This window comes from Halocynthiibacter sp. C4 (assembly GCF_028823805.1).
Lineage (GTDB): Bacteria > Pseudomonadota > Alphaproteobacteria > Rhodobacterales > Rhodobacteraceae > Falsihalocynthiibacter > Falsihalocynthiibacter halioticoli.
The window spans coordinates 1,137,272-1,153,048 of sequence record NZ_JAPEIE010000002.1 but is presented as its reverse complement, the minus strand read 5'-3'; the positions used below and the strand labels follow the sequence as shown (position 1 = coordinate 1,153,048).

17 protein-coding genes are annotated in these 15,777 nt (G+C 55.1%); 11 read left to right on the top strand and 6 right to left on the bottom strand.

From position 1 onward, the window contains the following. Positions 1-114 precede the first annotated feature (114 nt). The 5 genes from OU789_RS12890 (at position 115) to OU789_RS12870 (ending at position 4,216) form a co-directional block, all read left to right on the top strand. Positions 115-1,833: an acyl-CoA dehydrogenase gene (locus OU789_RS12890; RefSeq protein WP_274655937.1), complete on the top strand. Its 1,719-nt coding sequence runs from the start codon at positions 115-117 to the stop codon at positions 1,831-1,833. A gap of 2 nt (positions 1,834-1,835) precedes the next feature. Continuing rightward, positions 1,836-2,885, top strand: coding sequence for an MBL fold metallo-hydrolase (locus OU789_RS12885; RefSeq protein WP_274656041.1), 1,050 nt, complete (start codon positions 1,836-1,838; stop codon positions 2,883-2,885). Between the two features lie 3 nt (positions 2,886-2,888). After that, positions 2,889-3,368 (top strand): DUF6173 family protein, encoded by a 480-nt coding sequence (locus OU789_RS12880; protein ID WP_263952042.1) that lies wholly within the window; start codon positions 2,889-2,891, stop codon positions 3,366-3,368. Positions 3,369-3,437: 69 nt separating this feature from the next. Beyond that, positions 3,438-3,572, top strand: coding sequence for an aa3-type cytochrome c oxidase subunit IV (locus tag OU789_RS12875; protein WP_263952044.1), 135 nt, complete (start codon positions 3,438-3,440; stop codon positions 3,570-3,572). A gap of 32 nt (positions 3,573-3,604) precedes the next feature. Beyond that, entirely contained in the window at positions 3,605-4,216 is a 612-nt protein-coding gene (locus tag OU789_RS12870) for a hypothetical protein (protein ID WP_263952045.1), read from the top strand. A gap of 6 nt (positions 4,217-4,222) precedes the next feature. Here the strand turns inward: OU789_RS12870 and OU789_RS12865 are convergent, their stop codons facing one another. Next, entirely contained in the window at positions 4,223-4,549 is a 327-nt protein-coding gene (locus OU789_RS12865; RefSeq protein WP_263952046.1) for an AzlD domain-containing protein, read from the bottom strand. Further along, the gene (locus OU789_RS12860; RefSeq protein ID WP_274655936.1) at positions 4,546-5,274 is read right to left on the bottom strand and encodes an AzlC family ABC transporter permease; all 729 of its coding nucleotides are present in this window, start codon (positions 5,272-5,274) and stop codon (positions 4,546-4,548) included. Before OU789_RS12860 ends, OU789_RS12865 begins: the two co-directional genes overlap by 4 nt. A 38-nt stretch (positions 5,275-5,312) precedes the next feature. Between OU789_RS12860 and OU789_RS12855 the strand changes: the two genes are divergently transcribed. From OU789_RS12855 to OU789_RS12845, 3 genes are read left to right on the top strand one after another with little or no spacing between them, the layout of a single operon-like run. Continuing rightward, on the top strand, positions 5,313-6,188 hold the full coding sequence (locus OU789_RS12855; RefSeq protein WP_446719185.1) for a formate dehydrogenase accessory sulfurtransferase FdhD: 876 nt from the start codon (positions 5,313-5,315) through the stop codon (positions 6,186-6,188). Then, positions 6,185-6,805, top strand: coding sequence for a molybdenum cofactor guanylyltransferase MobA (gene mobA / locus OU789_RS12850; protein ID WP_274655934.1), 621 nt, complete (start codon positions 6,185-6,187; stop codon positions 6,803-6,805). The genes OU789_RS12855 and mobA overlap by 4 nt, the downstream gene beginning before the upstream one ends. Next, the gene (locus OU789_RS12845) at positions 6,802-8,574 is read left to right on the top strand and encodes a bifunctional molybdopterin-guanine dinucleotide biosynthesis adaptor protein MobB/molybdopterin molybdotransferase MoeA (RefSeq protein WP_274655933.1); all 1,773 of its coding nucleotides are present in this window, start codon (positions 6,802-6,804) and stop codon (positions 8,572-8,574) included. Before mobA ends, OU789_RS12845 begins: the two co-directional genes overlap by 4 nt. Here the strand turns inward: OU789_RS12845 and OU789_RS12840 are convergent. The 3 genes from OU789_RS12840 to OU789_RS12830 all read right to left on the bottom strand — a co-directional run bounded on the left by OU789_RS12840 (position 8,571) and on the right by OU789_RS12830 (position 10,638). Continuing rightward, positions 8,571-9,593 (bottom strand): hypothetical protein, encoded by a 1,023-nt coding sequence (locus OU789_RS12840; RefSeq protein WP_274655932.1) that lies wholly within the window; start codon positions 9,591-9,593, stop codon positions 8,571-8,573. The two genes, OU789_RS12845 and OU789_RS12840, sit on opposite strands and share 4 nt — an antisense overlap. Positions 9,594-9,615: 22 nt before the next feature. After that, complete coding sequence (gene greA, locus OU789_RS12835) at positions 9,616-10,086, bottom strand: transcription elongation factor GreA (protein ID WP_263952052.1); 471 nt, start codon at positions 10,084-10,086, stop codon at positions 9,616-9,618. Between the two features lie 168 nt (positions 10,087-10,254). After that, positions 10,255-10,638: a VOC family protein gene (locus OU789_RS12830; protein WP_274655931.1), complete on the bottom strand. Its 384-nt coding sequence runs from the start codon at positions 10,636-10,638 to the stop codon at positions 10,255-10,257. A gap of 218 nt (positions 10,639-10,856) precedes the next feature. On the opposite strand from OU789_RS12830, the gene OU789_RS12825 reads away from it, so the two are divergent. The 3 genes from OU789_RS12825 (at position 10,857) to OU789_RS12815 (ending at position 15,126) form a co-directional block, all read left to right on the top strand. Further along, complete coding sequence (locus OU789_RS12825; RefSeq protein WP_274655930.1) at positions 10,857-12,509, top strand: electron transfer flavoprotein-ubiquinone oxidoreductase; 1,653 nt, start codon at positions 10,857-10,859, stop codon at positions 12,507-12,509. Between the two features lie 101 nt (positions 12,510-12,610). Beyond that, complete coding sequence (locus OU789_RS12820; RefSeq protein WP_274655929.1) at positions 12,611-14,302, top strand: tetratricopeptide repeat protein; 1,692 nt, start codon at positions 12,611-12,613, stop codon at positions 14,300-14,302. After that, positions 14,299-15,126 carry a 4-(cytidine 5'-diphospho)-2-C-methyl-D-erythritol kinase gene (locus OU789_RS12815; RefSeq protein ID WP_446719184.1) on the top strand — a complete coding sequence of 276 codons (828 nt, stop codon included), beginning with the start codon at positions 14,299-14,301 and terminating at the stop codon, positions 15,124-15,126. Before OU789_RS12820 ends, OU789_RS12815 begins: the two co-directional genes overlap by 4 nt. On the opposite strand, the gene cobO is transcribed toward OU789_RS12815, so the two are convergent. Further along, on the bottom strand, positions 15,123-15,731 hold the full coding sequence (gene cobO / locus OU789_RS12810; protein ID WP_263952058.1) for a cob(I)yrinic acid a,c-diamide adenosyltransferase: 609 nt from the start codon (positions 15,729-15,731) through the stop codon (positions 15,123-15,125). The genes OU789_RS12815 and cobO overlap by 4 nt on opposite strands. Positions 15,732-15,777: the final 46 nt, after the last annotated feature.

Below are 15,777 nucleotides of genomic sequence, written 5' to 3'. Positions count from 1 at the left end.
CGGTCTCTGACGTGGCGTTTCTATTGCTGGACACCTACGATTTAGTAGGCTCGCTTTTGAAAAAGAGACATAGCGACATGCCCTTGCTTTGCCAAGTCGCGGAACGGAGACCGAATGACATACACAGCACCAACCAGAGAGATACAATTCATTCTTGATCATATCGTGGGGCTGGATCAGGTGCGCGAAACAGAGCGTTTTGCCGATGCAACCGCCGATGTTGTCGAAGCGATTCTCCAAGAGGCAGGCAAGCTCAGCACCGAGGTTCTTGCGCCACTGAACCGCGTGGGAGACCTTGAGCCCGCAACATTGGAGAACGGCGTTGTGCGCTGTTCCACCGGTTTTGATAAAGGTTACGAAGCTATTGCAGAAGGCGGCTGGGTCGGCATGGCGGCCGATGCGGAATTTGGCGGTATGGCGCTGCCAATGACGGTTGCTACTGCTGTAAACGATATGCTGTCTGGATCGTGTTTGTCGTTGTCTCTCAATCCGTTGATGAGCATGGGGCAGATCGAGGCACTAGAGCATCATGCGAGCGATCACCTCAAGTCGGTTTACCTTCCCAAACTGATTTCGGGCGAGTGGAACGGAACAATGAACCTGACCGAGCCGCAGGCCGGATCGGATGTGGGCGCGTTGGCCTCGAAGGCCGTTGATAATGGCGATGGCACCTATGCGATCACAGGCCAAAAGATATTTATCAGCTGGGCCGACAACGACTTTACGGCCAACACTTGTCACCTCGTGTTGGCGCGTTTGCCGGATGGTGCCAAAGGAACGAAGGGCATCAGCCTATTTATGGTGCCGAAATACATCCCAGATGAAGACGGAAACCCAGGCAAGGCCAACAGCCTTCGGGTTGTGTCGCTAGAGCATAAAATGGGCCTGCATGGCTCTCCGACCGCGGTCATGGAATATGATGGCGCGACCGGTTGGATCGTGGGCGAGGAACACGCTGGCATGAAGGCGATGTTCACAATGATGAACAACGCGCGCCTCGGCGTTGGCGTTCAGGGTGTCGGAATTGCCGAAGCGGCGTATCAACATGCGCTGGCTTATGCGAACGAACGCAAACAAGGCCGCTCGCCGATTGAAAACGGAACAGGCACCATCATCGATCATGCCGATGTGCGCCGGATGCTTGCAACGATGAAGGCCCAGACCTTTGCCGCGCGATCGATCGCGCTCTACTGCGCTGTGTCTATTGATATGGCCACCGCGACAGGTTCGGCAGACTGGCAAGCACGCGCGGCTCTGCTGACGCCGATTGCCAAAGCCTTCGGCACCGATGTGGGCATTGATGTTGCAAACCTTGGCGTGCAGGTCCATGGCGGCATGGGCTTCATTGAGGAAACCGGCGCGGCGCAATTCGGGCGCGACGTGCGCGTGACGGCGATTTACGAAGGTACAAACGGCATTCAAGCTATGGACCTCGTTGCGCGCAAGATGATGGATGGCGGCGAGGCGGCATTCCGGCTTCTTGAGGATGTGCAGAAGTACTCCGAGAAGGCGCGCAGCCAGTTCCCTGAGCTAACGGAAAGCGTTTGGAGTGCTGCGGAATCCCTGCGCGAAACAACGGAATGGTTGGTAGCGCAGGATGATCTTGCGGACCGGTTTGCGGGGGCGGTGCCATATCTTCGTGCCTTCGCGCTTGTTCTTGGCGGGTTTGCGCATCTGAATGCTGCATCTGTTGAAGGTGGCGATGGCGCGCGGACACGACTTGCACAGTTCTTTGTGAAGCGTTTGCTGCCAGAGCACACGGCTCTGTTGCAGCACGTCCGAGAGGGCGCGTCAGACCTTTACGCAATCACGCCCGAGGATCTCGCGCTTTGAGTCTGGACGATACGCTAGACCCAAGCGGAATTCGCTATCCATTTGAAACCCCTCCTGCCGAGGGCGAGGCGATCGAAGTCGCTGAGGGCGTGAATTGGATGCGCCTTCCTCTGCCGATGAAGCTGGATCACGTGAATGTCTATGCGCTGGATGATGGCGCAAGCTGGACGATTGTTGATACGGGTTTTGATACCAAACGCACGCGACGTATTTGGGAGAAGCTGCTGAGTGGTCCGCTTGCAGGTAAGCCTGTTGAGCGCGTGATCGTGACGCATCATCACCCTGATCATATCGGACTTGCAGGGTGGTTTCAGACCGAATTCGGCGCGGAGCTTGTAACCACGCAAACAGCTTGGCTTTCCGCGCGAATGCTAACACTGGATGAACAACTGCTGCCAACACCCGAAACGCTAACGTTTTGGACGCGTGCCGGCATGGATCCAGAGATATTGGCGAAGCGGGCCAAGGAGCGGCCGTTCAACTTTGTGGATATGGTCGCGCCGCTGCCGCTTGGGTTCACACGCATCCGCGAAGGTAGCAAGCTCACAGCAGCGGGGCGAGACTGGACTGTTCGGATCGGTAACGGCCATGCACCAGAGCATGCCTGTCTCTTTAGCGATAGTGACCACCTGGTTCTTGGCGGCGACCAACTTTTGCCGTCGATCTCTCCGAATATCGGCGTCTACGCGACCGAACCAATGGCGGACCCTCTTCAGGAATGGTTGGATGCTTGCACGCATATGGCCAAGTTTGCGCGACCGGATCAGCTTATTCTGGGCGGTCACAAATTGCCTTACACAGGGCTACCAACGCGGCTTGGACAATTCGTGAAAAATCACGAGGGCGCACTTGCAAGATTGCTCACGCATCTTGAAACGCCGAAAACCGCGGTTGAGTGCTTTGATGTCCTCTTTAAACGCCCGATTGGCGAAGCAGAATACGGGCTGGCGCTGGTCGAAGCAGTGGCTCATGTTAATCACCTATATTTGAACGGAAATATCACGCGCACCCTCGAAGAGGATGGCGCTTGGAGGTGGCGCAAGGTAGGGTGACGCATGGATAACGAGATCAAGACAACAGCCGAAGCCCACGAAGGCGAGGCGATCCCCCGCGCGCATGTGGTTCATTGCGATCCACAACCCCGTCAAACCGCAGAAAAAGAGCCGCTCCCGAAAGGGATCGCTAAAACGCCGGTTGCCGAGAAATCTCCGGCGCAGTGGGCGTATGAACGGCTCATCCTCTATATCAAGAACTTCGAAGAGCAGCTTGATAACGAGCATGAGGTTGCCATGGCATTTGTCGGTGGCGATGCGGGTGTTTTGAGGATTGAGGGGCTTGGTTATTTTGACCCTGATATCATTACCTTTTATGGCAGTGACGCGAGCGGCGCAAAGACCCAGCTTATCCAACATGTGAGCCAACTTTCGGTTATGCTTCGTGCCTTGCCTAAAGCGCCAACAGCCAAAGCCCCAAACCGTATCGGCTTCCGGCTTGCTGCAGATTTGGAGCAATCTGCAACACGCGAGGAAACGTGAAATCTCTTAGGGTGACAGCCCGAGATGAATCGGTTATTTGGGCAGAAAGAGGAATGAGGAACGGCAATCATGGCTGAGTACAAACCAGGTGAAATGAACATCGAAGTTCAGGAAAAAACATTCAACGGCTTTATCAAGATGGTGAAATGGGGGACTATCCTCTGCATTCTCATCCTTATTTTCTTGGCGATCTTCAATACCTGATCGAGCGATACCGACATAGGGTAATGTGTGTAATGCGACGTTTTCTTCTTGCTCTCGCACTCCCGTTTTTGCTCGCCGCCTGTGGTGCGGGCGAGTCGGTTTGGGCCCCAGAAGAAGAAGTTCAGCGCGCGATTTATTCGCCTCCGAATGAACCAACCGCGCTTACACTTTATACCGTTATTTCAAATGGCGCGAACGAAGGGCAGCACAGTGCCCTTCTGATCAACGGCAGTCACAGGATCCTTTGGGATCCGGCTGGCTCGTGGCATCACCCGCGCCGACCCGAGCGCAATGACGTGCATTTTGGCATGACAGACCGTACTGTTGAGTTTTATGAAGACTACCACGCACGTGAATCTTATCGGGTAGTCGTGCAAAAGAAGCTCGTTTCTCCTGACGTTGCGGAGAAAGCGCTTCAGCTTGCTCTTGCGCAGGGGCCAGCGGGCAACGGGATGTGTTCCAACACCACAACCGAAATTCTGTCGCAGCTTGATGGCTTTGAAAGTGTCGGGCGAACCTATTTCCCCAAAACGCTTATGAAGCGCTTCGGCGAGCTTGATGGGGTCACGACCTACACGGTTTATGACAACGATTCAGACGACAACAAAAGCGTTCTTGTCGTGCAGGGCGAGTCGCCGCTTTAGGGCTGATCAAAGTAGGTAGAGCGCAAGATAGAGCGACGCGCCGCCAGCGAGGATTGCCGGAACAAGGCTTTTGGTGAAGTAACCAACAAGGATTGTGACAACCGCCGCAATTAGGCGCGCAGGGTCTGTTTCTCCGCCTGTGGCCGCAGGCCAGATCACAAGTGGCGCGACAAGCCCCGGAATAAGCGCAACGGGCGTATACCGTAAGTGGCGCAGCACCCATTCTGGTAGTTGGACCCCGCCGAGTAGCCCAAGAAAAGAGAAGCGGATCAGATAAGTGCCTGCTCCAAGCAGCACGATAATCAGCCAGATATTCGCGAGGGAATAGTTCATTCTGCTACTCCTTTCTGCTTCTGTCTGCGTTCTATCCAAAGTTCGGTCTGCGCGCCCGCAATCATTGCGAGGACGCCAGCAACCAGAAGTCCGGTTCCAGCAGGCAAGACACTCAAAACAAGCGATCCCACAACCGAAACAAAGGCAGTGACGATATGCGCAGGCGTGCGCAGCATCGGCGCAACCATAGCTATGAAGGTAATTGGAAGCGCAAAATCAATGGCATATTCGGGGGGAATTTGACTGCCGACAACAGCGCCGACCCAAGTAAAAACATACCAAAGCGGCGCCACAAGAACCATCGTCCCACAGAAGTAGAGCAGGCGCTCGTTCACTGTCATTTTGGGTTCTTTTTCAAACTTCAGGATGCTGACGGCGTAGCTCTGGTCGAGCAGGATGTAACTCACCAGCGCGCGCTTCCAAAGCGGTGCGGCTCCAAGATAGGGCACCATCGAAGCGGAATACATCGCCATCCGAAGATTCACGGTCAGCGCCGTTGCCAACACAATCAACGTGGGCGCATCTTCTGCCATAAGCGAAACCGCGGCAAACTGTGAGGCGCCACCGATCACCAGAACGGAGAACGCCATTGTCTCCAACACGCGCAGTCCGGCTTCTGTGGCGACGATACCAAACAGAATGGCAAACGGTCCGACCACCAACAAAAATGGGGCCGCGTCAATTGTACCGCGCCAAAAGACGGAATTACGTGTGGAAGTAGGCATTAAGTGCCTCTAAGCTGTTTGAAATTCGCCTCGACCCTATAGAGAGATTGCCCGTGTCAACAACCCCCAAAATTGTATCGACACTGATTGCGCCGGAACCGGAGAAAGCGGGGCTGACGCGGCGTGTGACAGGGCGGGATCATCATGGCGAAGAGGTCGAGATCGCCGTGGTCGAAGAGCGACCTTTGACGATCTATCTCAACAGCCAAGAGATCGTGACCGCTATGACAATTGGGGATTATCCCGAGTATTTGGCGCTTGGTTTTTTGCGTAATCAGGGCATGTTGCAGCGCGAAGATGTGGTCACGAAAGTCGATTATGACGATGATCTAGAGGTTGTCGTCGTTCGGACAGAGCGCAAAACCGACTACGAAGAAAAGCTACGTAAAAAGACCCGCACCAGTGGTTGTGCGGTCGGGACTGTTTTCGGGGATATGATGGAGGGGCTGGATCAGATACGGCTCCCCGAAACGCCTGTCAAAACAAGCTGGCTCTATGCGTTGGCCGAAACGATCAACCGTATGCCGAGCCTTTATCTGGCGGCAGGGGCGATTCACGGCACTGTGCTGTGCCTTGAAGATAAGCCTCTGGTCTATATGGAAGATGTGGGGCGTCATAACGCCGTTGATAAGATCGCGGGCTGGATGTTTGCCGAAGGGGCAGATCCTGCTGACAAGATCATGTATACAACCGGCCGCCTGACCAGCGAGATGGTGATCAAATGCGCCCAGATGGGCATCCCGACGCTTGTCTCGCGCTCTGGCTTTACGGCTTGGGGTGTTGAGATCGCCAGTACGCTTGGCTTGACGCTCATCGGTCGGATGCGGGGGCAGCGGTTTGTCTGTCTTTCGGGCGAGAACCGCCTGATCCGCGATGCAGAGGTGCGTGAAAAGCCGAAAGGCCCCAAGGCATGAAGGCTCCTGTTGGCGTAATCCTTGCTGGCGGAGAAGCGCGGCGAATGGGCGGCGGGGATAAAGGGCTATTGCCGCTCTCTGGTGTCTCGTTGCTCGATCATGTGATCGCACGTTTGTCGCCGCAGGTGGCTGATCTTGCACTTAACGCTAATGGCGATGCTACGCGGTTCTCGGGATTTGGATTGCCAATCTTGCCAGACTCTGTTGCCGGATTTGCTGGGCCGCTGGCAGGTGTTCTGGCCGGAATGGATTGGGCCGCAGAGCAAGGCGCAACGCATATAGTGACTGCGGCAGCAGACACGCCGTTTTTCCCATCTGATCTCGTTCCGCAATTGCTTCTTGCCTCTGAGACTGCGGGTAAACCCATCGCAATGGCCGCGACTCCGAATGAATCTGGCAAGCTGATGCGGCACCCCGTATTTGCACTTTGGCCCGTTGATTTGCGCGATGATCTTCGGAACACACTCGAAACAGGAGTGCGCAAAGTTGTGGCATGGGCCGAACCGCACGGCATCGCAACCGCGCCCTATTCGGCCACGCCATTTGACCCGTTTTTCAACGTCAACACCCCCGATGACCTAGCGCATGCGCAGCAATTGGCCGGAGAAGCCGAATGAGAGTTTTTGGTGTAACAGGCTGGAAAAACAACGGCAAAACCGGACTGATGGAGCGGCTCATTGCCGAAATCACCAGCCGTGGCTTTACCGTTTCCACAACAAAACATGCGCATCATCGTTTTGACATCGACAAAGAGGGTAAGGATTCCTATCGCCACCGTGTTGCGGGGGCAAAGCAAGTATTGTTGTCGTCCAGTCAGCGTTGGGCATTGCTTGATGAGTTGCGCGGGGAGGAGGAGCCTTATCTGGCAGAGCATCTCTCCCGCCTTGACCCAGTTGATCTTGTGTTGGTTGAGGGGTTTAAGGCGGCGCGCCATCCGAAGATTGAAGTGCATCGCGAGTCCGCAGCGCGCGAACCGCTGATCGCGCTAAATGACCCCACGATCCGCGCAGTCGCAACTGATACCGCTGCGCCGGAAGGGCTTGGGCCCGATGTTCTTGTATTTGATCTCGATGATACGGCTGCAATTGCCGATTTCGTATTGGAACAGGTGGGGCTCGTCACGGAACCTAAACCAGATTTTCCGCCTTTGCGGGATGACTGCTTTGCGTTGCCGGATGGCGTGGAGTGGACACCGGTTGATACTGCGCTCGCGACACTGCGTGATCGGCTGAAATGCGTTGTAAGAAGCGAAACCGTACCCGTTTCTGCGGCCTGTGGCCGAATTGCCGCGCAAGACATCTTGGCGCCGCGGGATAATCCACCAACGGCAAATTCGGCTGTGGATGGATACGGGTTTGCAAACCCAACGGCGCAGGAGGCTTACCGCCTTACGCTAGTTGATGGGCGAGCAGCTGCAGGCGCGCCCTATCAGAGCGTGGTTCCTGCGGGCCATGCAGTTCGAATATTAACGGGGGCGGCGCTGCCGGAAGGCGTTGATAGCGTCGTGATGCAGGAGGATGTGCAGCTCGTTGGGAATGAGCTTCGTTTCTCCGGCCCGCTAAAGCCTTGTGCGAATGCCCGAAAAGCTGGCGAGGACGTTCGCAAAGGCTCGGTGATCGTGGTTGAGGGTGAGGAGATCACTCCGCAAGCCATTGCGCTTCTTTCGGCGACAGGATGTGATGAAGTTGAGGTCCGTGCGCGGCTTCGAGTTGGCGTTCTCTCAACCGGAGATGAGCTTGTTCCAGCGGGCGAAGCAGCCACCCCAACCCAGACCTATGACGCCAATCGGCCGATGCTTTTGGAGCTCGCCAAGGCATGGGGATTTGAGCCGGTTGATCTTGGCCATGTGCCCGACGATCGTGCTGCGCTTAAGACCGCTTTAGACCAAGGAGCCGAGAGTGCAGATGTAATCTTTACATCGGGCGGTGCTTCGGCAGGGGATGAGGACCACGTAAGTGCGCTTTTGTCCGCGCAAGGAACATTGCACCATTGGCGTATCGCGCTCAAACCGGGGCGCCCGCTGGCGCTCGCGATGTGGGGCGGGGTGCCGGTATTCGGCCTTCCTGGAAATCCGGTAGCTGCTTTTGTTTGCGCATTAATTTTTGCGCGGCCTGCGCTCGGAGTTCTGGCGGGCGCGCCTTGGCGTTTACCATTGGCCTTCAAAGTTCCGGCCGATTTCACCAAGAAGAAAAAAGCTGGTCGACGTGAGTATTTGCGAGGGCGCTTGAATTCAGATGGTACTGTCTCGGCCTTCGAGTCAGAGGGGTCTGGCCGTATCTCGGGGTTGCACTGGGCGAACGGGTTGATTGAGGTCGAGGAAGATCGAACTCAGATCAGTGAGGGCGAATTGGTTCGTTTCTTGCCGTTCGCGGGCTTTGGGATTTAGTCGAACGTTCCTGTCACACGGCCAAGCAACATAAACGCGCGAGCGGTGCGTGTATCGGCCATTTCGGCAATATCCTGATCGCTCGCCTCAGCTTCAAACAGCGTGAATGTCTGATCAAACTGGCGCAGAAAATGGTGGACCGTATCGCGGAAAATCGGGTCTTGCCGCATGCGCCCTGCTGTCAGGGCAAGGCAAGAGCGGTCACGGATGCCGCCAAGTGCTGCGACTGTGCGGCCGCGTTCGCCTTTGGCAAATTGCCGCCAGATTTCGGGGCGGGCGCGATCAGGGCGCAGGTCATCCATGTATATGCCGTCCTGCGACAACAGAGTGAGGATATCTTGCGCCGATTGGATCAGGCGCGAGGCTTGCCTGTCTTTTAACGCGCGGCGTAGCGCGGCAAACCCTTCTGCGTCATCGGCGTTTTCGGGGAAGTTGACCGCACGGATAAAATCTTCGGTCGAAAGAGGCGGAGCGATGTCTTCGGCACGGGTGCCAAGCGCGAGGGCCGTCTGATCATCAACAATCGGTGTTGATGTGGCGGGAGCAGACAGCGTTTTTGGTTGTTCGTTTTGGGGGCGGCTGGTTGCAAAAGTCGCGATTGCGGTTTCCGTCATTCGCTGGGCAGTTACGATTTGGTCCAGCGTATCTTTGACGGATGGATCATTTGCAATCGCCGCTTCGGTTTGTTGGGCCACATAGCTTTGGCGAAGAGCATCAATCGCGGCCTGAAGGCGCGCAGTTTCATCCCGCACAACTCGAGCGCTTCGGACAGCCAGCGCGCCGACCCAGATAACCGCGACGGGCAGAAAAATCGCCACCAAAACCATGACGAATTGCGCCGCCGTTAGTTCGGAGATTGCAAGTCCGTCACCAGCAAACAGGACAAAAGAGCCAAGGCCCAAAAGCCAAACAGCAGACAATGCCAAAGCGATGACCTCGGCCCGATCCAAACCCGCCGAATCCCGCTTTTGCGGGGCGGCATTGTGTTCGACTGTTTGGTGATCGGGGGCCTTGGTCATCGGGCCGCACTCCGAATTTGCGCTATTTATAGGCGACGGTCAGAATTTCGAAATCCTTGGTGCCACCGGGTGCGCGGAACTCGATGCTATCGCCTTCTTCCTTGCCGATAAGGGCGCGGGCGAGGGGCGATTTGATGTTGAGCTTGCCTTTTTCAAGGTTCGCTTCCGGTTCGCCGACGATTTGATATGTCTTTTCTTCTTCGGTGTCTTCGTCAACCAAAGTCACGGTCGCGCCGAACTTGATCGACCCCGAAAGCGAAGCAACGTCGATTACATCAGCAAGCGAAATGATCGCTTCGAGCTCTTTCACACGCCCTTCGATAAAGCTCTGTTTTTCGCGGGCGGAATGATACTCGGCGTTTTCCGAAAGGTCGCCGTGCTCGCGCGCCTCGGCAATCGCCCGAATAATCGCAGGGCGTTCAACCATTTTCAGGTTTTTCAGTTCTTCGTCGAGTTCGTCAAAACCGGCTTTAGTTAGAGGTATCTTTTCCATAGTGCCTTGTGAAAATTGAAGTGGTTGGCAACATCCTGCTGTTAACTCAACCTTGGGGCACGAAGTCAATAGCAACCGCACCAATAGTCGCCGATTAACCGGAATTCCGCGTGTATTCGCTTATTTGGCCGCCACGTATCCAACGAACGCGGCGGCCAGCACGCGAGGCTAGTCGTATTCGACGACCTCAAACTCAATTCCATCATGGTCGTGGAAGTAAAACCGGCGCCCCGGCTCGTAATCAGCGTGGCTTCCCGGAATCAATCCGGCTTGTTTTAAACGTTCCTCAGTCGCGTCGAGGTCATCAACGACAACTGCGATGTGGTTCAATCCATTGACGCGTTCGTAGTTGTCTTTGGAATGGGGAAGGGTTTGCTTCGGCTGGTAAAGTGCGAGGTAGCTGTTATCGCCGCCAACATGGATCGAATAGCCGTCGTGAATAGACGTGCCCTCCCAACGGATTTTCCAACCAAAGAGTTCCCCAAGAAGCGCCGCAGTTTTTTTGGCATTAGAGACGGTAAGGTTTGTGTGTTCGAGAGTTGCCTGTGACATTGTTTGGTCCTTTAAATTTAGAATGTTTGTCCTGTGTAATTCCTCAAGTTAACTTGAGGTCAAGGGCTGTTTTCAGAGTTTTGCCTCTGTTTTTCGGTTTAAATTCTGGTGAAACAGCAAACTAACGCGGTGTCGTGATTGACCCCTTTTGCCCATATCGGATAACGAGTGGAGCGGAGAGCGAGCTTTGATATGCGCAGGGCGCGAAAGGGTTAGGGATGACTTCACCTGAACGGGAATCGATGGAATACGATGTTGTGATTGTTGGGGCGGGGCCTGCTGGTCTCTCTGCGGCAATCCGGCTCAAACAGTTGGACGCTAACCTTGAGGTGGTTGTCCTTGAAAAAGGCAGCGAAGTTGGCGCGCATATTCTATCCGGTGCGGTGCTTGATCCTTCTGGTCTGGATGCTTTGATCCCTGATTGGAAAGAGAAGGGCGCACCGATCAATGTGCCAGTTCGTAAGGACAACTTCTTGTTCCTCGGGCCCGCAGGACATGTTCGCGTTCCGAACTTCCCGATGCCGCCATTGATGAGCAATCACGGCAATTACATCGTGTCTATGGCGAACGTCTGTCGCTGGATGGCTGAACAAGCTGAAGAGCTTGGTGTTGAGGTCTTCCCTGGCATGGCCTGTTCCGAATTGATCTATGGCGAGAACGGCGAGGTTGCGGGCGTTGTGGCCGGTGAGTTCGGCAAGAACCCTGACGGTACACCAGGCCCAGGATATGAACCGGGCATGGAACTTCGCGGCAAATACGTGTTCCTCTCTGAAGGGGTGCGTGGCAGCTTGTCAAAAGAGGTGATCGCCAAGTTCGATCTGGGCAAGGATTCGGATGTCCAGAAATACGGCCTCGGCATGAAAGAGATTTGGGAGATCGACCCTGCGAAGCACAAAGAGGGCACTGTTACCCATACGATGGGCTGGCCTCTTGGCAAAAACGCTGGTGGTGGATCATTCATTTATCACCTTGAAAACAATCAGGTCTTCGTCGGGTTCGTTGTGCACCTGAACTATAAGAACCCCTATCTTTTCCCTTACATGGAATTCCAGCGCTTCAAGCATCACCCCGAAATCGCCAAGCTGCTCGAAGGCGGCAAACGCGTTGCCTATGGCGCGCGCGCAATTTCCGAGGGTGGCTATCAATCCATGCCTAAAGCGGTGTTCCCGGGTGGGGCGCTCTTGGGCTGTTCGGTCGGGCTTGTGAACGTGCCGCGGATTAAGGGCAATCATAACGCCATGTTCTCTGGCAAGTTTGCTGCCGAGGCCGCCTATGAGGCGATCAAAGAGGGGCGTGCGGGTGATGAGCTTGGGGCCTATGAAACCGAATTGAAATCGGGTGTTGTCGCCAAAGATCTTAAGCGTGTGCGCAACGTTAAACCGCTTTGGTCCAAGCTCGGTCTTACGGCGTCGTTGGCGCTTGGCGGGTTTGATATGTGGACGAATAACCTCTTTGGTATTTCGCTCTTCGGAACGCTCAAGCACGGCAAGTCCGACGCGGAATCAACGGGTTATGCCGCGGATTACAAAGAGATCGAATATCCGAAACCCGATGGCGTTTTGTCGTTTGATCGCCTAACCAATGTGAGTTTCTCGGCCACGAACCACGAGGAAGAGCAGCCATGTCACTTGAAGCTGGCTGATCCAACGATCCCAATTAACGTGAACCTGCCGAAATTCGACGAGCCAGCACAGCGCTATTGTCCCGCAGGTGTTTATGAGGTCATTCAGGAAGCCGGATCAGAGCCGCGTTTTCAGATCAACTTCCAGAACTGCGTGCATTGCAAAACCTGTGATATCAAGGACCCGAGCCAGAATATCACATGGGTTACGCCGCAGGGTGGCGATGGGCCGAATTATCCAAATATGTAACAAACACGTGCGGGGGCAGCTGAATGGCTGCCCCCGCATTGCGTTGAGGGCTGCAAGTGACTAGTTTACTTGCAACTGTATATTTATTGAGGCCTCACGTTTTGTCTAATTCCCTCTTGCGGTCGTTTGCCCTTTCCGCGCTGTGCCTGTTTCCGTCGCTTCCCGCGAGTTCCGAGGGGTTTGTTGGGGCCTACCTTGCTGGCCAAAGCGCGCGTTTCTCAGCAGATTTTGAAGCCTCCGCGCTTTACTACACGCGCGCACTGGCGCTTGACCCGACCAACGCTCACCTGATGAACGTGGCTAGTGCAGCCTATGTGTCCAAAGGGGACTTGGCCTCGGCGGTGCCTATTGCCCGCTCGCTCGATCAAACCGGAACTGATAATCTGATCGCGAACATTGTGCTTGCGTCCAACGATATCATTGAGGGCGATTACGCTGCGGTGACCAAACGCCTTGAGGCTGGCGGCGAAGTTGGCCCGATTGCAACAGAGTTGCTCGCGGCTTGGGCGGCGATTGGCGAAGGCAAAATGTCTCGTGCGCTTGAGCTTTTTGACGAGATGGCATTAGAGCCCGGACTTAGCGGTATTGCTGCATTCCACAAGGCGCTCGCGCTTGGCTCCGTTGGAGATTTTGAAGGCGCCGAAGCCATACTAAGCAACTCTCAAGGTACCAATCTTGAACACACGCGCCTGAGCCTCATTGCGCATTTGCAGGTTTTGAGCCAGTTGGAACGCAATCAGGATGCGCTTGATATCCTCAAGCTATTCTATGGCGATGGCGATGTTGATCCGGAGTTCTCCGCAATCAAGGAAAAGCTGGAAGCGGGCGAAACTGTGCCGTTTACCGCTGCACGCAACCCAAGAGAGGGCGCCGCGCAGTCTTTCTTTACGTTGGCAGAGATTTTCGCACAAGAAGCCGCGCCCGATCATACGATCCTCTATTCCCGCGCGGCGGAGTTCCTTAACCCAGAGCATTTGCCTGCCTTGCTTCTAACGGCGGGGCTTCTAGAAGAGCTTGAGCAATACGAGCTTGCCAATGCAGCCTATGCGAAAGTACCTGAAGGCAGCGTTGTGTACCATGTTGCGGAAATGGGTCGTTCGGAGACACTGCGCAAAGCAGGAAAGCCGGACGAAGCGATTGAGGTTCTGACTGCACTTGCTGATGAATATCCAACCTTGCCGTCCGTTAGTATCGCGCTTGGTGATCTTTATCGAAGCGAGGAGCGTTACGCCGAAGCGGCCGAAGCTTATGATGCGGCTCTGGCGTTGTTCCCTGATGACCTGCCTGGAACGTGGTTCATCTATTATTCGCGCGGCATTTGTTACGAGCGGTTGGATGAATGGGAAAAGGCCGAGGCGGATTTCCGCAAGGCGCTGAGCTTTAACGAAAACCAGCCACAAGTCTTGAATTACCTTGGTTACTCCATGGTCGAGAAGAATATCAATCTTGATGAAGCGCTGGAGATGATCGAAACAGCCGTAGCAGCGCGCCCACGCGATGGGTACATCATCGATTCTCTCGCATGGGTTTACTACAAACTCGGCCGTTTCGAAGATGCTGTTGCCCCAATGGAAAAGGCTGCTGTGCTTGAGCCGCTTGACCCGATTGTGAGCGATCATCTTGGCGATGTTCTATGGATGGTCGGACGCAAGAACGAGGCTAGCTTCCAATGGCGCCGCGCGTTGTCGCTTGAGCCGGAAGAAGAGGAAGCCGATCGGATCCGCCGCAAGCTTGAGGTCGGACTTGACGTTGTGCTTGAAGAAGAAGCGCTTGAGACTGACAAAACCCAATAGCGCCGATGCTCGCCCCTGCTAAAATTAACCTGTCGCTTCATGTAACGGGCAAACGATCCGATGGGTATCATCTGCTTGATAGCCTTGTTGTATTTGCTGATGTCGGCGATCAGATCGACGTGAAGCCCGCGGACAACCTCTCGCTTCGGATTGCCGGACCGGAGGCTGGCGGTTTGGAGGCGGAGGCTGACAATCTCGTTCTGCGTGCTGCAAGACTTATGCAAGACAAAGGGCAGGGTGCAGCGATCACGCTTACGAAAAACCTGCCTGTTTCTTCTGGGATTGGCGGCGGATCAAGCGATGCGGCCACCACTATTTCTGCTTTGGCCGGACTCTGGGAATGTTCACTGCTCCGGCCCGAGGATGTGGTGGAGTTGGGTGCGGATGTTCTTGTTTGTTTGGCGCAACGCCCAGCTCGGATGACAGGGATCGGCGAAGGCGTTGAGCCAGTCGCCGACTTGCCAGATATGGCGGTTGTTTTGGTCAATCCACGCGTTTCCGTTTCGACGCCTGCGGTGTTTTCTGCTCTGGAAAACCGTGAGAACTCGGCGATGGATTATGTGCCCAGTGGTATGGGCTACAGCGCGTTTTGTGAGTGGCTTGCCGCACAGCGCAATGATCTCGAAGCGCCTGCATGCGGCCTCGTGCCCGAGATTAACGATGTTCTCGCCGCGCTCGAGGGCGCAGATATTGCGCGCATGTCGGGCTCTGGCGCGACGTGTTTCGGACTATTTGAAACCTTGGAGCAGGCAGCAGCAGCGGCGCAATCCATTTCCGCCGCGAACCCTGATTGGTGGGTGAAAGCCGCCCGAGTTTTGCCCTAAAACTCGACGCCGATCTGCGCTTTGATGCCAGAACGGAAAGGATGTTTCACAAGCTCCATTTCAGTGACGAGATCGGCCGCTTCAATTAATTCGTCCTTGGCGTTGCGCCCCGTCAAAACGACGTGGGTCATTTCGGGCTTTTCGCTTTGAAGGAAGGCGACCACTTCGTTCACGTCGATATAGTCATAGCGGATTGCGATGTTGATCTCGTCCAATAGCACCATCTTGTTTTCAGGGTCGCGGATTAGCTCTTTTGCTTTTTCCCATGCCGCAGTCGCCATTTCGATATCGCGCGACTTGTCTTGGGTCTCCCATGTAAAGCCTTCGCCCATCGTGTGAAACTCGCAAACATCTGAAAACTTTCCAATGATCAGATCACGCTCGCCTGTGCTCATGCCGCCTTTGATAAACTGAACCACGGCGCATTTCATATCGTGCGCGATGCAGCGAAAAATCATCCCGAAGGCCGCGCTGGACTTCCCTTTGCCCTTCCCTGTGTGGACAATAATCAGGCCCTTTTTATCGGTCTTGGTGGCCATGATCTTGTCACGGGCGGCCTTTTTCTTGGCCATCTTCATGGCGTGGCGATCTGTGTCTTCGCTCATGCTGCGCTCCCTTGGTTCCAACGCGATTTTGCGGTGCGTTCGCATG

Bases quoted from the DNA above. Each gene is read 5' to 3' on its own strand.
- mobA (WP_274655934.1), top strand. From the start codon at position 6,185: ATGAAGGCTCCTGTTGGCGTAATCCTTGCTGGCGGAGAAGCGCGGCGA.
- OU789_RS12880 (WP_263952042.1), top strand. From the start codon at position 2,889: ATGGATAACGAGATCAAGACAACAGCCGAAGCCCACGAAGGCGAGGCG.
- OU789_RS12890 (WP_274655937.1), top strand. From the start codon at position 115: ATGACATACACAGCACCAACCAGAGAGATACAATTCATTCTTGATCAT.
- OU789_RS12845 (WP_274655933.1), top strand. From the start codon at position 6,802: ATGAGAGTTTTTGGTGTAACAGGCTGGAAAAACAACGGCAAAACCGGA.
- cobO (WP_263952058.1), bottom strand. From the start codon at position 15,731: ATGAGCGAAGACACAGATCGCCACGCCATGAAGATGGCCAAGAAAAAG.
- OU789_RS12875 (WP_263952044.1), top strand. From the start codon at position 3,438: ATGGCTGAGTACAAACCAGGTGAAATGAACATCGAAGTTCAGGAAAAA.
- OU789_RS12865 (WP_263952046.1), bottom strand. From the start codon at position 4,549: ATGAACTATTCCCTCGCGAATATCTGGCTGATTATCGTGCTGCTTGGA.
- OU789_RS12870 (WP_263952045.1), top strand. From the start codon at position 3,605: ATGCGACGTTTTCTTCTTGCTCTCGCACTCCCGTTTTTGCTCGCCGCC.
- OU789_RS12860 (WP_274655936.1), bottom strand. From the start codon at position 5,274: ATGCCTACTTCCACACGTAATTCCGTCTTTTGGCGCGGTACAATTGAC.
- OU789_RS12825 (WP_274655930.1), top strand. From the start codon at position 10,857: ATGACTTCACCTGAACGGGAATCGATGGAATACGATGTTGTGATTGTT.
- OU789_RS12830 (WP_274655931.1), bottom strand. From the start codon at position 10,638: ATGTCACAGGCAACTCTCGAACACACAAACCTTACCGTCTCTAATGCC.
- greA (WP_263952052.1), bottom strand. From the start codon at position 10,086: ATGGAAAAGATACCTCTAACTAAAGCCGGTTTTGACGAACTCGACGAA.
- OU789_RS12840 (WP_274655932.1), bottom strand. From the start codon at position 9,593: ATGACCAAGGCCCCCGATCACCAAACAGTCGAACACAATGCCGCCCCG.